The sequence below is a fragment of the Paraconexibacter sp. genome (assembly GCF_041602235.1).
GTDB lineage: Bacteria > Actinomycetota > Thermoleophilia > Solirubrobacterales > Solirubrobacteraceae > Paraconexibacter.
In genome coordinates, this window is record NZ_JBFIGP010000063.1 from 1 (window position 1) to 16,201 (window position 16,201).

General features: G+C 73.3%; 18 protein-coding genes. 9 read left to right on the forward strand and 9 right to left on the reverse strand.

Annotation, left to right across the window (positions count from 1 at the left end):
- A partial coding sequence (locus ABYE80_RS07395; protein ID WP_372789629.1) for an ATP-dependent helicase occupies window positions 1-2,901 on the forward strand: 2,901 nt, incomplete at its 5' end.
- Window positions 2,902-2,922: 21 nt separating this feature from the next.
- Here ABYE80_RS07395 and ABYE80_RS07400 read toward each other — a convergent pair.
- Window positions 2,923-3,795: a PAC2 family protein gene (locus ABYE80_RS07400; RefSeq protein ID WP_372789630.1), complete on the reverse strand. Its 873-nt coding sequence runs from the start codon at window positions 3,793-3,795 to the stop codon at window positions 2,923-2,925.
- Between the two features lie 25 nt (window positions 3,796-3,820).
- On the opposite strand from ABYE80_RS07400, the gene ABYE80_RS07405 reads away from it, so the two are divergent.
- Both ABYE80_RS07405 and ABYE80_RS07410 read left to right on the forward strand, forming a co-directional pair.
- Window positions 3,821-4,777 carry an HDIG domain-containing metalloprotein gene (locus ABYE80_RS07405; protein WP_372789631.1) on the forward strand — a complete coding sequence of 319 codons (957 nt, stop codon included), beginning with the start codon at window positions 3,821-3,823 and terminating at the stop codon, window positions 4,775-4,777.
- 16 nt (window positions 4,778-4,793) lie between these two features.
- The gene (locus ABYE80_RS07410) at window positions 4,794-5,327 is read left to right on the forward strand and encodes a glycine cleavage system protein R (RefSeq protein WP_372789632.1); all 534 of its coding nucleotides are present in this window, start codon (window positions 4,794-4,796) and stop codon (window positions 5,325-5,327) included.
- Here the strand turns inward: ABYE80_RS07410 and ABYE80_RS07415 are convergent.
- Window positions 5,324-5,791, reverse strand: coding sequence for an acyl-CoA thioesterase (locus tag ABYE80_RS07415; RefSeq protein ID WP_372789633.1), 468 nt, complete (start codon window positions 5,789-5,791; stop codon window positions 5,324-5,326). The two genes, ABYE80_RS07410 and ABYE80_RS07415, sit on opposite strands and share 4 nt — an antisense overlap.
- Complete coding sequence (locus ABYE80_RS07420; RefSeq protein WP_372789634.1) at window positions 5,788-6,552, reverse strand: class I SAM-dependent methyltransferase; 765 nt, start codon at window positions 6,550-6,552, stop codon at window positions 5,788-5,790. Before ABYE80_RS07420 ends, ABYE80_RS07415 begins: the two co-directional genes overlap by 4 nt.
- Before the next feature lie 66 nt (window positions 6,553-6,618).
- Between ABYE80_RS07420 and ABYE80_RS07425 the strand changes: the two genes are divergently transcribed.
- Entirely contained in the window at window positions 6,619-7,053 is a 435-nt protein-coding gene (locus tag ABYE80_RS07425; protein ID WP_372789635.1) for a response regulator transcription factor, read from the forward strand.
- Here ABYE80_RS07425 and ABYE80_RS07430 read toward each other — a convergent pair.
- A complete protein-coding gene (locus tag ABYE80_RS07430; RefSeq protein ID WP_372789636.1) occupies window positions 7,004-7,405 on the reverse strand; it encodes a sulfite exporter TauE/SafE family protein in 402 nt (133 codons plus the stop codon). The two genes, ABYE80_RS07425 and ABYE80_RS07430, sit on opposite strands and share 50 nt — an antisense overlap.
- Window positions 7,402-7,764 (reverse strand): sulfite exporter TauE/SafE family protein, encoded by a 363-nt coding sequence (locus ABYE80_RS07435; protein WP_372789637.1) that lies wholly within the window; start codon window positions 7,762-7,764, stop codon window positions 7,402-7,404. Before ABYE80_RS07435 ends, ABYE80_RS07430 begins: the two co-directional genes overlap by 4 nt.
- Window positions 7,765-7,782: 18 nt before the next feature.
- Between ABYE80_RS07435 and otsB the strand changes: the two genes are divergently transcribed.
- Together otsB and ABYE80_RS07445 are read left to right on the forward strand one after the other, a co-directional pair.
- Complete coding sequence (gene otsB / locus ABYE80_RS07440) at window positions 7,783-8,607, forward strand: trehalose-phosphatase (protein WP_372789638.1); 825 nt, start codon at window positions 7,783-7,785, stop codon at window positions 8,605-8,607.
- The gene (locus tag ABYE80_RS07445; protein WP_372789639.1) at window positions 8,607-9,116 is read left to right on the forward strand and encodes a hypothetical protein; all 510 of its coding nucleotides are present in this window, start codon (window positions 8,607-8,609) and stop codon (window positions 9,114-9,116) included. The genes otsB and ABYE80_RS07445 overlap by 1 nt, the downstream gene beginning before the upstream one ends.
- Window positions 9,117-9,119: 3 nt before the next feature.
- Here ABYE80_RS07445 and ABYE80_RS07450 read toward each other — a convergent pair whose 3' ends face one another.
- Window positions 9,120-9,824: a DUF554 domain-containing protein gene (locus tag ABYE80_RS07450; protein ID WP_372789640.1), complete on the reverse strand. Its 705-nt coding sequence runs from the start codon at window positions 9,822-9,824 to the stop codon at window positions 9,120-9,122.
- A gap of 48 nt (window positions 9,825-9,872) precedes the next feature.
- On the opposite strand from ABYE80_RS07450, the gene ABYE80_RS07455 reads away from it, so the two are divergent.
- Window positions 9,873-10,919, forward strand: a complete 1,047-nt coding sequence (locus ABYE80_RS07455) for a glycosyltransferase (RefSeq protein ID WP_372789641.1) — start codon at window positions 9,873-9,875, stop codon at window positions 10,917-10,919.
- A gap of 12 nt (window positions 10,920-10,931) precedes the next feature.
- Here ABYE80_RS07455 and polX read toward each other — a convergent pair whose 3' ends face one another.
- Window positions 10,932-12,662 (reverse strand): DNA polymerase/3'-5' exonuclease PolX, encoded by a 1,731-nt coding sequence (gene polX, locus ABYE80_RS07460; protein WP_372789642.1) that lies wholly within the window; start codon window positions 12,660-12,662, stop codon window positions 10,932-10,934.
- Window positions 12,663-12,686: 24 nt separating this feature from the next.
- Here polX and ABYE80_RS07465 point away from each other — a divergent pair, with 24 nt between their 5' ends.
- Window positions 12,687-13,421 (forward strand): polyprenol monophosphomannose synthase, encoded by a 735-nt coding sequence (locus ABYE80_RS07465; protein WP_372789643.1) that lies wholly within the window; start codon window positions 12,687-12,689, stop codon window positions 13,419-13,421.
- 147 nt (window positions 13,422-13,568) lie between these two features.
- A complete protein-coding gene (trxA, locus tag ABYE80_RS07470) occupies window positions 13,569-13,892 on the forward strand; it encodes a thioredoxin (RefSeq protein ID WP_372789644.1) in 324 nt (107 codons plus the stop codon).
- Window positions 13,893-13,996: 104 nt separating this feature from the next.
- Here trxA and ABYE80_RS07475 read toward each other — a convergent pair whose 3' ends face one another.
- Both ABYE80_RS07475 and ABYE80_RS07480 read right to left on the reverse strand, forming a co-directional pair.
- Window positions 13,997-14,317 carry an MGMT family protein gene (locus ABYE80_RS07475; RefSeq protein ID WP_372789645.1) on the reverse strand — a complete coding sequence of 107 codons (321 nt, stop codon included), beginning with the start codon at window positions 14,315-14,317 and terminating at the stop codon, window positions 13,997-13,999.
- A 101-nt stretch (window positions 14,318-14,418) separates the two neighbouring features.
- Window positions 14,419-16,201: DUF5915 domain-containing protein (locus tag ABYE80_RS07480; RefSeq protein WP_372789646.1), on the reverse strand; the 1,783-nt coding region annotated here is incomplete at its 5' end.

Consider the following 16,201-nt stretch of genomic DNA (forward strand, 5'->3'; position numbering starts at 1 on the left):
ACGGTCCCGGACGTGGCCGCGCGGATCCTCGACGAGGAGGCGCTCGTCGCCGGCCTGGACCCGTTCGCCCTGCCGTCGAGCCCGGCGGACCGGCTCGCGATGCTGCTGGAGCGCATGGACGAGCTGCCGCTGCGCCACCACGACCTGGGCGGCACGCCGGCCAACGTGCTGGCCCGCATCGTCGCGCGCATCGACGCGTGCAAGGACGAGCTGCTCGACCATCAGGACGTCGCCGCATGGGCCGATGCCCTGCCGCCGGACGACCCCCACGCCGAGCGCGAGCGCGAGTTCGCCGCCCTGTACGCGACCCACGACCGCATGCTCGCCGAGCGCGGGGCGCTGGACTTCGGCGACCTCGTGCTGCGCGCCCACCGACTGCTCGCCGAGCGTCCCGACGTGCGCGCGCGCGTCACCGCGCGGCGTCCGCACGTCCTCGTCGACGAGTACCAGGACCTGACGCCAGCCAACGTGGCGCTCATCGACCTGCTCGCGCAGTCCCCCGCCACCCTGGTCGCCGCGGGCGACGACGATCAGGCCGTCCGCATCGGAGGCCGAGGCGCCGGCCGGACCCTCGCCGGCCTCGCCGAGCGCCACCCCGGGCTGCGGACGATCACGCTCGACCGGGTGTTCCGCGGGCGCGACCAGGTCCTGCGCGCCGCCGCGGCGGTCGTGGAGCCGATCCCGGGCCGGGTGTCCAAGCCGCTGGTCGGCGAACCGGGCGGCACCGTGCGGTTCTGGCGGTGCGCCAACGAGCGGGCGCAGGCGCAGGGCGTGGCGGCCGAGGTCGAGCGGCTCGTGCGCGGCGGCGTGCGCCCCGAGCGCATCGCGGTGATCGTCCGCAGCGTCCGCCGCGAGGGCCAGGCGGTCGCCGTGGCCCTCGACGAGCGCGCGGTCGCCTACCGCCTCGTGGGTGCGGCGGCGTTCTTCCAGCGGGCCGAGGTGCGCGACGTCCTCGCGTGGCTGCGACTGCTCGCGAACCCGGGGGACGCGGGCGCCGTCGTGCGCGCCCTCGCCCGGCCCCCGGTCGAGCTGCGCGCGATCGACCTCGCCCGCTGCGTGCAGATCGCCCGGCGGCGGAAGGTCGACATGGTGGACGCGCTGGTCGCCGCGACCGAGTCGCCGCAGATCCCCCCGGAGGCGCGCGACCGGATCGTCGCCTTCCTCAAGCTCTACCGCAGCGCTTCCGCGGTCATGGACACCGCGCGCCCCGACCTCTTCGTCCACCGGCTGATCGACCGGCTCGGGCTGCGCCGCCAGCAGCTCTACGCGGCGCAGGCGGACGTCGTCGAGCGGCTCGTGCAGCTCGCCCGGCTCGGCGAGATGGCAGCTGCGTACACCCGCCGCTCGCCGCAGGCGACGCCGCGGGAGTTCGCCCGCTACCTCGCCGCTGTCGCGGACGCCGGGGCGCCGGGGCTGTTCGACGACGAGGACCGCGCGGCCGCGGCGGAGCACACGTCCGGCGGCACGGGCCGCGACGGCTCGGTGGCCGTGATCGCGATGCACGCGGCGAAGGGCCTCGAGGTCGACCACGCCTTCGTGCTGGGCCTGCAGTCCTCGCGGATGCCGGGCGCGCGGCGGACCGTGGTCGAGCCGACGCCGGTCCTTCCGGCCGACGGGGATTCCTCCGCCGCGCACGCCGCCGCGATGCGGCGGCTGCTCCACGTCGCGATGACCCGCGCCCGCACCGGCCTGGTGCTCGCGTACGCCGCCACCTCGGACCGGGGTGCGCGCCAGCCCGCGTCCCCGTTCGCCGAGGACGCGCGGGTCGCGCTCGGGGCGGGGTGGGAGGACCGCGACGAGGAGCTGTTCGGCCCCGACGAGGCGCTGCACGCGACGTTCCAGGCCCTCCGGGACGAACTGCTGCGGGGCGTCCCGAAGATCGGAGGCGTCCTGGGCGAGATGCGCCTGGACACCGACCTCGACATCGCCCACGGCACCGTGCGGTACCTGGAGCTCGTGAAGCTCGCCGCGCTGATGGACCGGCCTGCCGGGCTCTCGATCGCCGACGCCCTGCCGGACATCAACGCCCGCGTCCTGCAGGCCGCCACCGCCCAGCAGCGCGAGGTGTTCCTGACGTCGTCGCTGGACGAGGTCATCCTCGGCGCCGAGCGCGACGCGCGTGCCCGTGCGGCAGCGGTCGCCGCACGGGAGGAGCCGACGCTCGAGCCGTTCCTCCCCACCCGGGGCGAGGGGCTCGTGCTGAGCGCGTCGGACATCGAGACCTACCGCTCGTGCCCCCTGCGGTACAAGTTCGCGCGGGTCTTCCGGATCCCGCAGGAGCCGACGATGAACCAGCGGTTCGGCATCCTCGTCCATCAGGCGCTCGAGCGCTACCACGGCGCCGGGACCTCGTCGCTGGACGAGCTGATCGGGCTGTTCGAGCTGGGGTGGAGACGGGGCGGGTTCGGCGACACCGACCAGGAGCGGCAGCTGCACGCGAAGGCGACCAGCGCCCTGCACCGCTACCACGAGCGCTTCCTCGCGGAGGAGACCGAGCCGGTCTGGTTCGAGCGCGGCTTCCAGTTCAAGCTCGGGCCGCACGTGCTGCGCGGACGCGTCGATCGCGTGGACCGCAAGCCGGACGGCTCGCACGAGCTGATCGACTACAAGACCGGTCGTCCGCGGACGCTCGCACAGCTGCGCGAGGACGTCCAGCTCTCGCTCTACGCGGTGGGGGCGCGGGAGGCGTGGCAGCTCGAGTCGTCCTCCCAGGCCTACCACTACGTCCTCGACGACGAGAAGATCGCGGTGCCGCCCGAGGCCCTGGACCCCGAGTGGATCACCCAGACCGTCTTCGAGGTCGCGGACGGCATCCTCGGGCAGGGTTTCGAGCCGACACCCAGCTACGCGGCCTGCTCGATGTGCGACTTCCGGATCGCGTGCCCCGCCGCTGAGCGCTGAGGGACCCCGCCACGCGGGCGGCTACTGGCTCTCGGGGCCGCGCTGGCGAAGGAACCGCTGGAACTCGCGGGCGAGCACGTCGCCCGAGGGGACGGCGGGATCGACGTCGGCGGCCTCCTCCTCGGCGACGGCCTCGAGCCGCTCGACGAACGCCTGGATCTCGGGGTCGCTCTGGACCGCCAGGGAGACCTGCCGCTCGTAGTCGGTCGCCGCCTCCTCGAGCTCCGACGCGTCGACCGACACGCCGACGAGGCCCTCCAGCTTGCGGGCCAGGGCCAGCGCCGCCTTGGGGTTCGGCGCCGCGGCGACGTAGTGCGGCACGCTCGCCCAGAGCGACGCGCTCGGAATGCCGGCGGCCTGGCAGGCGCCGTGGAGCGCCGCGGTGATGCCCGTCGGCCCCTCGTACGTCGCGCTGCGCAGGTCGAGCCGGTCGATCAGCGCGTCGTCGGAGGCGACCCCCGTGATCGACACGGGGCGGGTGTGGGGCACGTCCGCGAGCAGCGCCCCGAGGGTGACCACCATCTGCACACCGATGGCCTCGGCGAGGTCGACGACCTGCTGGCAGTAGGTCCGCCAGCGCATCGAAGGCTCCGGACCCTGGACCAGCACCAGGTCGCGTGGCGCCCGCGGGACGCGCGCCGCGTAGAACTCGGTCTCCGGCCAGACGATCTCGCGGAAGCTGCCCTCGCTCAGCCGGATCGTGGGCCGGGTCGCCTGGAAGTCGTAGAACTCCTCCGGGTCGAGCGTGGCGAAGCGCGAGGCCCCCAGCGACGACCCGATGAACTGGAGGGCGGCGGATGCCGCGTCCCCCGCGTCGTTCCAGCCGGTGAACGCACACACCATCGCCGGGGCTCGAAGCCCGTCGGGTCGGTGGTCCCACTGCAGCGGCTGCATCCGATCCACCGTACATCATGGGTTCGTGCCCGAACCCATGGCGAGCGCGTCCGCCGTCCCCACCGACCCGTCCGTCTCCGAGCCGTCCACGCCGTCGGTCGGCACGTTCCGACCGGGGGACGCCGTCGACCTCATCCTCGCCTGTTCGAGGAAGGACCGCCTCCTGGCGAAGTCCGGCACGCCGTACCTCGCCCTCGAGCTGCGCGACCGCACGGGCACGATCCCCGGCCGGGTCTTCCGCGATGCGGACCGCCTCGGGGCCGGGTTCGAGCGGGGCGACCTCGTCCGGGTCCAGGGGCGCGTCGAGCGGTTCCGTGACGAGTTGCAGCTCGACGTCCATCGCATCGCGCGGGCGCCCCAGGGCGCCGCCGACCCGGCGGCGTTCCTGCCCGTGGCCTACCGCGACCTCGACGAGCTCGACGGCTTCCTCGAGCACCTCGCCGGCGAGGTCCACGACCACGGCCTGCGCGCGCTGCTGGACGACCTGCTCGCCGACGACGCGCTGCGCGCCGAGTGGCGGCGGGCTCCCTGCTCCCGCGGCGGCCACCACGCGTACCTCGGCGGCCTGCTCGAGCACACGGTGGCCGTGGGCACGCTGGCGCTCGAGACGTGCCAGCTCCACGTCCGGCTCAACAGCGACCTGCTGGTGACCGCGGCGCTCGTGCACGACATCGGCAAGACGCGCGAGTTCGCCTACGGGGCCGAGATCGAACTGACCGAGGCCGGACGGCTGCTCGGGCACGTCGAGCTGGGTCTGCGGATGCTCGAGGAACGCGCCGCACGGATCGCGTCGCTCGACGAGGCTCGGCGCCTGGCCCTCGCCCACTGCGTGCTGACCCACCACGGTCCGGACGCGGCCCCGGGACGGCGGTTCGCCTCGGCCGAGGCCCTCGCCCTCCACCGCATCAACGCGCTCGACGGTGCCGTCAAAGGTGCGCTCGAGCAGGGACTTCCGGGATACGGATCCCGGCCCGGCGGCTGACCGTATCCTTCCGTGAGTGCTGCAACTCGCCGTTTCCGCCGTCGGCCGCGACCGGCCCGGCATCGTCGCCGCGGTCACGGGGGTCCTCGTCGCGCACGGGGCGGACATCGCCGACGCGCAGATGGGCGTGCTGTCGGGACGCTTCACGATGATGCTCATCGTCGATGCGCCGGACGACCTCGATGAGGGGGCGTTCCTGGGGGACCTGCTGGAGATCGGCCGCGACCTGGGGCTCGACGTGGTGAGCGCCAACCGCATCGACCCCGTGCACGCGACCGGCGTCCTCGAGCCGACCCACGTGGTGACGGTCAGCGGCGTCGACCACCCGGGCATCGTCCACGCGATCACCCACCAGCTCGCCCGCCACGGCGTGAACGTGACGGACCTGCAGACCCGCCGCCTGGCGGACGGCGACGACCCGCTGCACGCGATGATGCTCGAGGTCGTCCCGCCCGCCGACCTCGACCTGGAGCAGCTGCGCGACGCGCTGAGCACGGTGGCCGGCGAGCGCGAGCTCGACCTCAGCGTCCGCCCGATCCCCGCCGACTAGGCGGACGCCCCGTGACGCGGGTGTCCGTCGGACGCGTCCTCGACCACCCACGGCGCCAGCGAGGCGCGGACCTCGTCCGGGATCGGGACCTTCTCGCTGGTCCCCACCGCCACGAACACGTGCCGGATGAAGCCGGCGACGAGCAGGTCCTCCCCGCGCCGGATCTCGATGCTCGACGTCATGCCGGTGACGCCCAGCCGGGTGATCGTGAGGCAGACGTCGATCTCGTCATCGAACGCCGCCGCCGCGTGATAGCGCAGGCCGATCTCGGCGACGACCAGGTCGACGCCGGAGTCGTACATCGCGGCGTAGCTGCCGAAGGCCTCGCGCCACAGCTCCGTCAGGGTCACGTCGAAGTAGGCGACGTAGTTGGCGTTGAAGACCACGCCCTGGGCGTCGCACTCGTGGTACCGCACACGCAGGCGATGGACGAAGGGCGCCCGGCGCCCGAGAGCGAGCGTCACCGGCCCTCCTCGTGGGCCGGCGCGCAGAGCACGGCGTAGTGCACCGTGACGAGACGCTCGCCGATCGGCGGGACCTTGGCGAGCGCCGTCCGGAACGCCCACTTCGCCGTGCCCGCGGCGCGACCACGCGGTCCCGCGGCGAAGTAGGTGTGCACCGCGAGGGGCAGGGCGTCGCTGAGGCGCCCGACGATCCGCAGGCCGGCGTCGTCCACGAAGCGCTCCACCGCACCGCGGTCGAAGCGGTGCAGATGCCCGATCTCCTGCGCGTGGGCGCGCTTGGCGGGCCGGCCCGCCGACACGTTGGCCTCGAGCGGCACCTCGACCACGACGTGACGGCACACGCGCGCCGCCTCGCGCAGGGTCACGGCGGGCTCGGGGACGTGCTCGATCACGTGGGAGAGGACCCCCAGGTCGAAGGCCCCGGAGTCCGCCGGGAGGAGCGCGCCGTCGTACGCGTGCACCTCGTCGATCCCCGGCTGACGCCGCGCGATGGCGACCGCGGTGGAGGACAGCTCGAAGCCGACCCGACGCTGCCCGAAGCCGCGCGCCGCGAGCTCCGCGAGCATCGCACCGTCGCCGCAGCCGATGTCGGCGACGCGATCCGGCCGCAGGCCCGCGCGCGTGCAGAGCGTCACCACGTGATCGGCCTTGGGGCCTGCGCTGAGCTCACGCCACCGCCGCGACCGCTCGGCGTCGACGGGGTCCGCGGCTCCGACGTAGCAGTCCTCGTAGAACTGCGCGAGGTCGTCGGGCTGGAGCATCCGGCGACGGTATCGCGCCGTGTTGTCCGATGTCCGCCTGGGTATGGAGATCTGACCATGCACCGGATGTCGACACCGCCATCGCCGCGGAGCCTGGAACCGGACGACGACCCGCGCCCCACGCTGCTGATCGCCGACGACGTCGCCGCGATCCGGCGGCTGCTGCAGCACGAGCTGGGCGAGGAGTTCCGGATCGTCGGTGAGGCCTCGGACGGCGCGCAGGCGGCGGCGCGGGCCGCGGACCTGCGGCCCGACGTCGTCCTGCTCGATCTCAACATGCCCGGCCACGACGGCGTCACGGCGATCGGCTCGATCCGGGAGGCGTGCCCCGACACGACCATCGTCGTGCTGACCGGTCTGGAGTCCTCACGCGTCCGGGACGAGGTCCTCTCCCTCGGCGCTCACGCGTTCCTGGAGAAGTCGGCGCCGATGCCCGAGCTGCGCCGGCAGCTCACCGAGATGCTCGGTCGGCGGCCCGGGGAGGGGTCGCCGCAGGCCTGAGCGCCGAGCGCACGAGTTGCAGTGAGACGAACAGCAGCAGCAGCCCGAACCCGACCTCGACCGCGCGCTCGGGCAGCACGTTGACCAGCACCACGCCGACGATCGCGCCCGGGACCGCGAGCGCGCCGACCACCAGCCCTTCCCGCAGTCGCAGGTTCCCGTACCGCTGCTGCTGCCACGCGCCGACCACGGCGACGGGGACGATGGCCAGGAGGGAGGTCGCCTCGGCCTCGACGTGGGCGAGGTCCAGGAACAGGACGAGCGCGGGGACGAACAGCGCGCCACCGCCGATCCCGAGCATGCCGGCGAGCGCGCCGGCGCAGAAGCCGACCAGGATCGCGAGCCCGATCACGGCAGGAGGAAGTCGACGGCGACGACGAACAGCACCGCAGCCAGCAGGAGGCTCACCGACCGCGGCGGGATGCGCTGCTGCAGCCAGGTTCCGACGAGCACACCACCGACCGCGGGCACGCCGATGAGCACGCCCTCCTGCACGTGGACGTTCCCGTAGATCCCCTGCGCGGAGGCCGCGACGGCAGCGATGACGACGATCGCGGCGAGCGACGTCCCGGTCGCCTCTCGCTCGCCGTAGCCGAGCAGCAGGATCAGGAGCGGAACGATCACCGTGCCGCCGCCGACGCCGAACAAGCCGCTGAACATGCCCGCGCCGGTACCGATCGCCGCGAGCATGAGCGTTCGGCGGCGGAGCATGCCCGCCATACTAGAGGCGTGTCTGGGGTCCCCGAGTCCGTCGATACGGCCGACCTGCGTGCCGCGCTCGCCCCGTGGCTGAGCGCTCCCGACCGCGCCGGCGTGCTGCTGGACATCGACGGGACGCTCGCGCCGATCGTCCGCCACGCGGACGACGCACACGTCCCCGAGCCGACCCGCAAGCCGCTCATCGCGATCGCTCGGCGGTTCGGGCTGGTCGCCTGCGTCAGCGGGCGACGCGCGAACGTCGCCCGCAGGATCGTGTCGCTCGGGTCGATCACCTACGTCGGCAACCACGGGGCCGAGACCCTGCGGGGCGGAGCGACCACGGTCGAGATCGACCCGCTCGTCGCGGAGTGGACCGAGCGCGTGCAGACGTTCGCCCGCGAGCGCTGGAACGACGAGCTGCGACGCCTGCGCATCCGGGCGGAGGACAAGAACGCGATCGCCGCGTTCCACTGGCGCGGGGTCCCCGACGAGGAGGCCGCCGAGGCGGCGATGCGCACGGTCGCCGAGCAGGCGGACGACGCGGGGCTCGGCACCCACTGGGGGCGCAAGGTGCTCGAGATCCGGGCTCCCGTCACGTTCACGAAGGGCACCGGCATCCGCCGGCTCATCGAGCGGCTGGATCTCGACATGGCGCTGTTCGTCGGCGACGACCTGACCGACGTCGACGCCTTCGACGCGCTGCGATCGCTGCAGACCGACGGCACGCTGAAGTCCGTGCTCTGCGTCGGCGTGCGCTCCGACGAGACCCCCCAGGAGATCGTCGACGGGGCGGATCTGCTCGTCGACGGCCCGCCCGGCGTGCGGCGCATGCTCGAGGTCCTGGCGGAGGCCTGATGCGGTTCACCGAGCTGCTGCGGACGACGATCCTGCTGAGCGGCGTCGCGGCGACGGCACTCGCCCTGGTGACCCTCGGGGCGGCCACCGGCGACCGCGCCGAGAACATCGTGTGGCTCTCGGCCGGCTGGTGGATCATCGCCACGCTGATCGGCACCTACCTCGGTCGCCACCACGATGCCACGCCGCCGATCGCCCGCCTGCTCGCCGAGTCGAAGGCCGCGACGATGATGCCCGAGCACCGGCCGGGCGCCGCGATCCTCAACCGCCTGTGGCCGCTCCTGCTGAGCACCATCGCCGCCGGAGGGCTGGCCGTGGTCGCACCGCAGATCCCGGGGATCGCCACCGGCTTCGCGATCATCTGGGCGCTGTCGTGGCGGCGCCAGCACCGGGCGGTGCAGGCCATCGAGGAGCGTGACGGCGTGACGTTCTACCTCGACCCCACCTCGCCGCTGAAGCCCATCCGCCTCGTGCGCACGCCGGGGTTCCGGCGGGAGGTCCCGTCGTAGGCGTCAGGTGACGGCGCCGACGATGCCCACCAGCGCGGGCGCGACCACGAGGGCGGGCAGGAAGTTCCCGACCTTCACGTCCTTCAGGTCCAGGAGCTTCAGCGCTATCCCGATGATGAGGACGCCCCCGGCGCTGGACAGGGCCGCCAGCGCCTCGCTGCCCTCCGCCAGCACGTCCTCGAAGAGCCCGGCTCCCAGGGAGATGCCGCCCTGCACCACCAGGACCGTGAGCGCGCTGAAGGCGACCCCCGGTCCCAGCGACGCCGCGATCGCGATCGCGGCGAACCCGTCGAGCAGCGCCTTGGTCGCCAGCGCCTCGTAGTCCCCGGTCAGCCCGTCCTGGATCGCACCGACCACGGTGAGCGGCCCGACGCAGAACAGCAGGCTGGCGGTGACGAAGGCCTCGCTGACGGTCGAGTGCTCGTTCCCCCGGGCGGCATGGACCTGGATGCGGTCGCCGAGGCGCTGCAGGCGGGCCTCGATGCCCAGCGCCTCGCCGATGATCCCGCCGATCAGCACGCCGCCCAGCACGTAGAGCGGGCTGGTGTCCTCCCACGCCAGCGCGAGGTCGACGCCGATCACCAGGGTGACCAGACCCAGCCCGGCGAGCACGCGCTCATGGACGCTCGGCTTCAGGCGCGCGCCCAGGAGCCACCCGATCAGGGTGCCGGCCAGGACGGTCCCGACGTTGATGAAGGTGCCGGTCATGCGGGAGGGAAGGCTCGCAGGTGGCGCCGGTCGTGCGAGGCTTCCCGCGTGTCACGAACGGACGTGCTCCTCGTCGGGCTGGGGTCCACCGCCGGCCTGCGGGCGGCGGAGGACGAGCTCGCGGCCTCGCTGCGCCGCGCCGGCGCGCGGGTGGAGATGGTGCGTGCGCGGCCTCCCCGGACGGTGCGGACGCTCGTCCTCACGGACCTGCTCTGGGCGCTCGCCGCGCGCGCGGCGGCCCGGCGCGGGATCGCCGAGCACGCTCCACGGGCACTCGTGTACTCGACGACCACCGCCGCGTTGCTGTGGCCGCGCAGCGGCGACGTGCGTCGAGCGATCCGCTACGACGCGCCCGCGGCCGCCAACCGTCGCGGCCGGCACGGCCTCTGGCAGCGTCCTCTCGAGCGGCGGCGGCTGCGGCAGGCGGACCTGCTGGTCCCGCAGACCGGCGTGACGCTCGCCGAGACCCCGACGCCGCACGCCGACGCGGTCGTCGTGCCGATCCCGGTGGAGCCGACCGCAGGCGTCGCGGCGGGTGTGCCGCGCGGCGTGACCGCGGTCACCTACGCGGCGAACTGGCGGAAGAAGGGGCTGGACCGGATCCTCGCCGCATGGGCGCTGGCCCGCTCCGACGGCGAGGTGCTCCTCGTCGTCGGCGTGACCGACGAGCAGATCCGGGCCGCCGCGCGGGCGGCCGGCCTGGACGGGATCCCCGCCGGGGTCGACCACCACGAGCTCCTGGAGCCGGAGGTCTACCGGGAGCGGCTCCGCCTCGCCTCGGTGTACGTGACGGCGCCCCGGCGCGAGGACTTCGGTGTCGCGCAGCTCGAGGCGCTGGCTGACGGCTGCGCGCTCGTGACGACCGATCCGGGCGGACCGTACGCCGCCCTTCCCCTGGCACGTGCGATCGACCCGCGGTGGGTGGTCGCCGACGACGCCGACCCGGCGACGCTCGCCGCCGCGATCCGCGCGGCGGTCGACGACCCTCCGGTCGGCCTGGCCGCCCGCACGCTCGAGGCGGTCGCCCCGTACCGCCGCGCCGCCGTGGATGCCGTTGTCGCGCGGGAGGTCCTGCCGCGGCTGCTGCCCGCGTAGCGGGCGGCCGACTCAGCGCCCGCCGCGGCGCAGCGCCAGCAGTTCGTCGAGCGGCAGGGTGTTGGCGACGTCCTGGGGCCGCAGCCACGCCCGCCGCGCGGTGGCGATCCCCCATCGCTGCGTGTCGAGGGTCGTCGTGCGGTGGGCGTCGGAGTCGACGAGGAGCTTGACGCCGGCCGCCGCCGCGGCGCGTGCGTGCACGTCGCTGAGGTCCCGGCGGCGCGGACTCGAGTTGATCTCCAGGAAGGTCGAGGTCCGCGCGGCCGCGTCGATGACGGCGTCCATGTCGACGGCGTACGGCGCGCGCTGCTCGATCAGGCGCCCGGTCGGATGCCCGAGCACGTCGACGAGCGGATGCTCGATCGCGCGGACGATCCGGGCGGTCATGTCCTCGCCGCTCATGCCGAACGCGGTGTGGACCGAGGCGACGACCCAGTCGAGCTGCTCGAGCAGCTCGTCGTCGTAGTCCAGGGACCCGTCCGGCAGGATGTTCACCTCGCTGCCCGCCAGCAGCGTGATCCCGTCGAGCTCATCGCTGACCCGCCGGACCGCGGCCATGTGCTTGCGGAGCTCCGCCGGGGAGACGTCGTTGCCGAACCCGTGCGAGGCGGAGTGGTCCGTGATCGCCAGGTACTCGTGCCCGCGCTGCATCGCGGCGGTCGCCATCTCGCGGATGGTCCCGTGCCCGTCGCTGGCGACCGTGTGGCTGTGCAGGTCGCCACGGAGGTCCTCCAGGCGCACCAGCTCGGGGGGCTGGAAGTCCGGGGACAGCTCGCCCCGGTTCTCGCGCAGCTCCGGCTCGGGGTACGGGATGCCGAGCACCTCGTAGACCTCCTGCTCGGTCTCGCAGTGGTGGGTCTGCCCGGTGGCGTCGTCGAGGATCCCGTACTCGCTGACGTGGAGGCCTCGCTTCACCGCCGCCTCGCGCAGCGCGACGTTGTGGTGCTTGCTGCCCGTGAAGTGCTGCAGCAGGTTGCCGAACTGCGCGGGGGCGACGATCTTCAGGTCGACGGACAGGCCGTTGTGCGTGCGTCCTCGGGCGCCCGCCTCGCCGATCCCCGACGAGGACTCGAGCAGGTCGAGCTCCGCGAACCCCTCGGCGAGCGCCCGCGGGTCGGAGGCGGTGGCGATGATGTCCAGGTCCTTCACGCTGTCCGCCCAGCGTCGCGCGGAGCCGGCGAGCTCGACCTTCTCGGAGGCGGGGTGCTCCCGCAACGCGGTCAGCAGCGGCTCCGCGGTCGCGAGCGCCTCGTGGAGGGGCGTGCGCCGGCGCGGGGCGTCGCCGGCTCCCGCGTCGATCGCGGCGAGGACGGACTCCTCGAACTTGGGACCGAAACCCTTGATGCCGCGCAGCCGCTGGGCCTGGGCCGCGGTCGCGAGCGCCTGCACGGAGTCGATGCCGAGCTCGTCGAACAGCTTGCGCGCGCGCTTGGGGCCCAGCCCGGGCAGCCGGGTCATTTCGACCAGCCCGGGCGGGAACTTCGCGCGCAGCTTCGTCATCGCCGGGATCTCCCCGGTCTCCACGAGCGCCCGGAGCTTCTCCTCGAGCGTCTTGCCGATGCCGGCGATCTCCGTCACCGTGCCGGCCCTCGTGCGGGCCGCGACCGAGGTCGTCGCGTCACGGACCGCTTTCGCGGCGTTGCGGTACGCGAGGACCCGGTGCACGATCGCACCGTCGAGCTCGTACAGGTCGCCGAGCTCGTCGAGCAGCGCGGCGATCTCGGCATTCGTCGGGTCGGGCATGACAGCCACTACCCTACGCCGCCCATGCCCGGATGCCCCTGGCTCATCCTGCCGACGTTCAACGAGGCGGAGAACGTCGAGCGGATCGTCGCGGCGGCGCTCGACGTCCTGCGCGCGTGCGCCCCCGACGACCACCGCGTCCTCGTCGTCGACGACTCGTCCCCGGACGGCACGGGGGCCCTCGCCGATGCTCTGGCGGCCGCACATCCGGGCGAGGTGGAGGTGCTCCACCGCACGGACCGCACCGGCCTCGGCCCCGCCTACCTGGCCGGGTTCGCCTACGCGCTGGAGCGCGGCGCCGCCTACGTGTTCGAGATGGACGCGGACTTCAGCCACGACCCCCGCGACCTCGCCCGGCTCCTGGAAGCGGTCCGCGACGGCGGTGCCGACGTGGCGCTCGGCTCCCGCTACGTGCCCGGCGGCGGCGTCACGGACTGGGGCCTGGTCCGACGGGGCCTGAGCCGGGGCGGCTCGTGGTACTCCCGTCGTGTCCTGGGCCTGGAGGTCCGGGACCTGACCGGGGGGTTCAAGTGCTTTCGCCGCGAGGTGCTCGAGGCCATCGACCTGCCGACCGTCCGCTCTCGCGGCTACGCCTTCCAGGTCGAGCTCACGTACCGCAGCGTGCAGCGTGGCTTTCGCGTCGTCGAGGTGCCGATCGTGTTCCGCGACCGCCAGCTCGGCACCTCCAAGATGTCGCTGAGGATCGCCGTCGAGGCGATGTGGCTCGTGCCACAGCTCCGTCGCGCGGCGCGCTCCTGATCCCCGGTGTGCGGGACCGACGGCGCATGACCGACCTCGACGGCGGGTAGGCTCGTCGTGGAGCGGTCGGAGCACTCCGCCCACTCGCTATACTTTCTGAAGTGCCCTGATTCCCCAGGGCATCCTGACCTCCCCGAAGGAGCAGACATGGCAGGCCTCCCCGAGGTGACCGACAACAACTTCCAGGCCGAAGTCATCGAGGCGGACGTTCCGACCCTCGTCGACTTCTGGGCCCCCTGGTGCGGACCGTGCCGCGTGGTCGCCCCGGTTCTCGAGCAGATCGACGCCGAGCGCGACGACGTCCGCGTCGTCAAGCTCAACATCGACGAGAACCAGCAGACCGCCGCGACGTTCGGGGTCATGTCGATCCCGACGATGATCCTGTTCAAGGCTGGTCAGCCGGTGAAGAAGATCATCGGCGCCCAGCCGAAGAAGCGCATCGAGGCGGAGCTGGAGCCCGTCCTCGCCTAGACGGGACGTCCGGCGCCCGCCCGCCGGGGTCTGCGATGTGTGTCGCAGACCCCGCACGCCGCGTCACGTCGCTGGACGACGCCGTCCGGGCAACGGCTCACCGCTCACCGCTCATCCGGGCGGATGCGCGCCTCGGCAGCCGCCCGCCCGTCCTTCGCGAACGTGATGCCCTCGCGCCGTAGGCGCCGCTTGACCCGATCCGGGTCGCCGAGCGCCGTCGGCGCCACCGTCCCGTCGGCCTTGAGCACTCTGTGCGCTCCGGCGATGTCCTCCCGCAGGAACCGCCGGTTGAGCGCTCGGGCATGCTGCGCGGTCCCGCCGGCCGCCCGGGCCACGTCGGCGTAGCTCATCCACCGGCCCTCGGGGATCGCTCCGACGATCTCCGCCACCCGCTCCGGGCTCCAGCCCGTGGCCTGCGCGTCCATTCCTGTACCTCCGTGGTCGTACGTCATCTCGACCACTAGGCGCCCGCCGGTCGGCATCGCCCCCCTCCCTGCGGAGGATCCCGGACCGCCGACGCGCGCGGTCAGGCGCGCGTGATGCCGATGCGGAGGTCGGCGCCCTCGACCCGCGTGGCGGTGGAGAAGCCCGACCGGTCCGTGTCGGCACCGTCGGCCTGGAGCGACGTCGCGAGCACCTCGGCGCCGATCACGCCCTCGAAGTCGCGAGCCACACCGAGGAGCTCGTCGTCGCCGTCCAGGGCCAGCACGATGCGGTCCTCGACCTCGAGGCCCGCGTCCTTGCGCGCGTTCTGGACGGCACGGACGATCTCGCGGGCAAGCCCCTCGCGGCGCAGCTCGTCGTCGACGTGGAGATCGAGGGCGACGGCGTGGGAGCCCTCCCGCTCGAGCTGGTACCCCTCGAGCGGCTGGAGCGCGAGCGAGAGGTCGTCCTCACCGATGTCGTGGTCGTGCCCACCGATGCTGATGCCGATGCGCTGACCGTCGCGCAGGGCCGCGGCCACGTGCGAGGCGTCGAGCGCGGCGATCGCGGCCGCCGCCTGGGGCATGTCCTTGCCGAAGCGCGGGCCGAGGGTCCGGTAGTTGGCCTTCAGCTCGTAGGAGCCGAGCTCGTCGGCCTCCTCCACGAAGCGCAGCGTCTTCACGTTCAGCTCCTCGCGCACGATCTCGGCGTGCGTCTCGATCGCCGTCCGCTCACGACCGGCCGCGACCACGACCGCCTCGCGCAACGGCTGACGGACCTTGACCTTGGCCTGACCGCGGGCGGCGAGCCCGAGGCGCACGGTCTCGCGCGCGGTCGCCATCGCGGCCTCGAGGGCCTCGTCGCGGGGCCGCGCGGCATCCTCGAGGGTCGGCCAGTCGCACAGGTGCACCGACGGCTCGCTGCCGTCGAGGTTGTCGTAGATCTCGTCGGCGACGAACGGGGTGAACGGCGCCAGGAGCTTCGCGGTCGTCAGCAGGCACTCGCGCAGCGTGGCGAACGCGTCGGGATCCCCTTCCCAGAACCGGCGCCGCGAGCGCCGCACGTACCAGTTCGAGAGGTCGTCCACGAACGCCTGGATCGCCCGGCCGCCGAACGTGGCGTCGTAGTCGTCGAGACGCTCGGTGACCTCCGCGACGGTGGCCGACAGCCGCGAGAGGACCCAGCGGTCCAGGTCCGGTCGCTCCGCGGCGGGCCTCGCCTCGCCCTCGCTCGCCGTGTACATGGTGAGGAAGCCGTAGGTGTTCCAGAGCTGTCGCAGGAACAGCCGCACGCCCTCGCCGATCGTGTCCGTGGAGAAGCGGTAGCCGTCCCACGGCTGCTTGGAGGTGAAGAAGTACCAGCGGAAGGCGTCCGCTCCGTGCTGGTCGAGCACCTCCCAGGGCGGCACGATGTTGCCCTTGCTCTTGGACATCTTCTGACCCTCCTCGTCGAGGATCAGTCCCAGGCAGACGACGTTCTCGTAGGAGCTCTTGTCGAACAGCAGGGTGGAGACGGCCAGCAGCGAGTAGAACCACCCGCGGGTCTGGTCCAGCGCCTCGCAGATGAACTGGGCCGGGAAGCGCTCCTGGAACCGGTCCTGGTTCTCGAACGGGGCGTGCTCCTGCGCGAAGGGCATGGCGCCCGAGTCGAACCAGACGTCGATCACCTCGGGAACCCGGCGCATCGTCGCGTCGCCGCAGGTCACGCAGGGGAACGTCACGTCGTCCACGAACGGCCGGTGCGGATCCTCCAGCCGGACCCCGCTGAGCTGCTCGAGCTCGTCGAAGGACCCGACGACGTGGATGTGGGCCGGGTCGGCCTCGCAGCGCCACGCCGGCAGCGGCGTGCCCCAGTAGCGCTCGCGCGACAGCGCCCAGTCGATGTTG

Excerpts from the sequence above, each read along its gene's own strand:
- ABYE80_RS07400 (WP_372789630.1), bottom strand. The coding sequence starts at position 3,795 with ATGCAGCCGCTGCAGTGGGACCACCGACCCGACGGGCTTCGAGCCCCG.
- ABYE80_RS07420 (WP_372789634.1), bottom strand. The coding sequence starts at position 6,552 with ATGCTCCAGCCCGACGACCTCGCGCAGTTCTACGAGGACTGCTACGTC.
- ABYE80_RS07425 (WP_372789635.1), top strand. The coding sequence starts at position 6,619 with ATGTCGACACCGCCATCGCCGCGGAGCCTGGAACCGGACGACGACCCG.
- ABYE80_RS07435 (WP_372789637.1), bottom strand. The coding sequence starts at position 7,764 with ATGCTCCGCCGCCGAACGCTCATGCTCGCGGCGATCGGTACCGGCGCG.
- ABYE80_RS07445 (WP_372789639.1), top strand. The coding sequence starts at position 8,607 with ATGCGGTTCACCGAGCTGCTGCGGACGACGATCCTGCTGAGCGGCGTC.
- ABYE80_RS07450 (WP_372789640.1), bottom strand. The coding sequence starts at position 9,824 with ATGACCGGCACCTTCATCAACGTCGGGACCGTCCTGGCCGGCACCCTG.
- polX (WP_372789642.1), bottom strand. The coding sequence starts at position 12,662 with ATGCCCGACCCGACGAATGCCGAGATCGCCGCGCTGCTCGACGAGCTC.
- ABYE80_RS07465 (WP_372789643.1), top strand. The coding sequence starts at position 12,687 with ATGCCCGGATGCCCCTGGCTCATCCTGCCGACGTTCAACGAGGCGGAG.
- trxA (WP_372789644.1), top strand. The coding sequence starts at position 13,569 with ATGGCAGGCCTCCCCGAGGTGACCGACAACAACTTCCAGGCCGAAGTC.
- ABYE80_RS07475 (WP_372789645.1), bottom strand. The coding sequence starts at position 14,317 with ATGGACGCGCAGGCCACGGGCTGGAGCCCGGAGCGGGTGGCGGAGATC.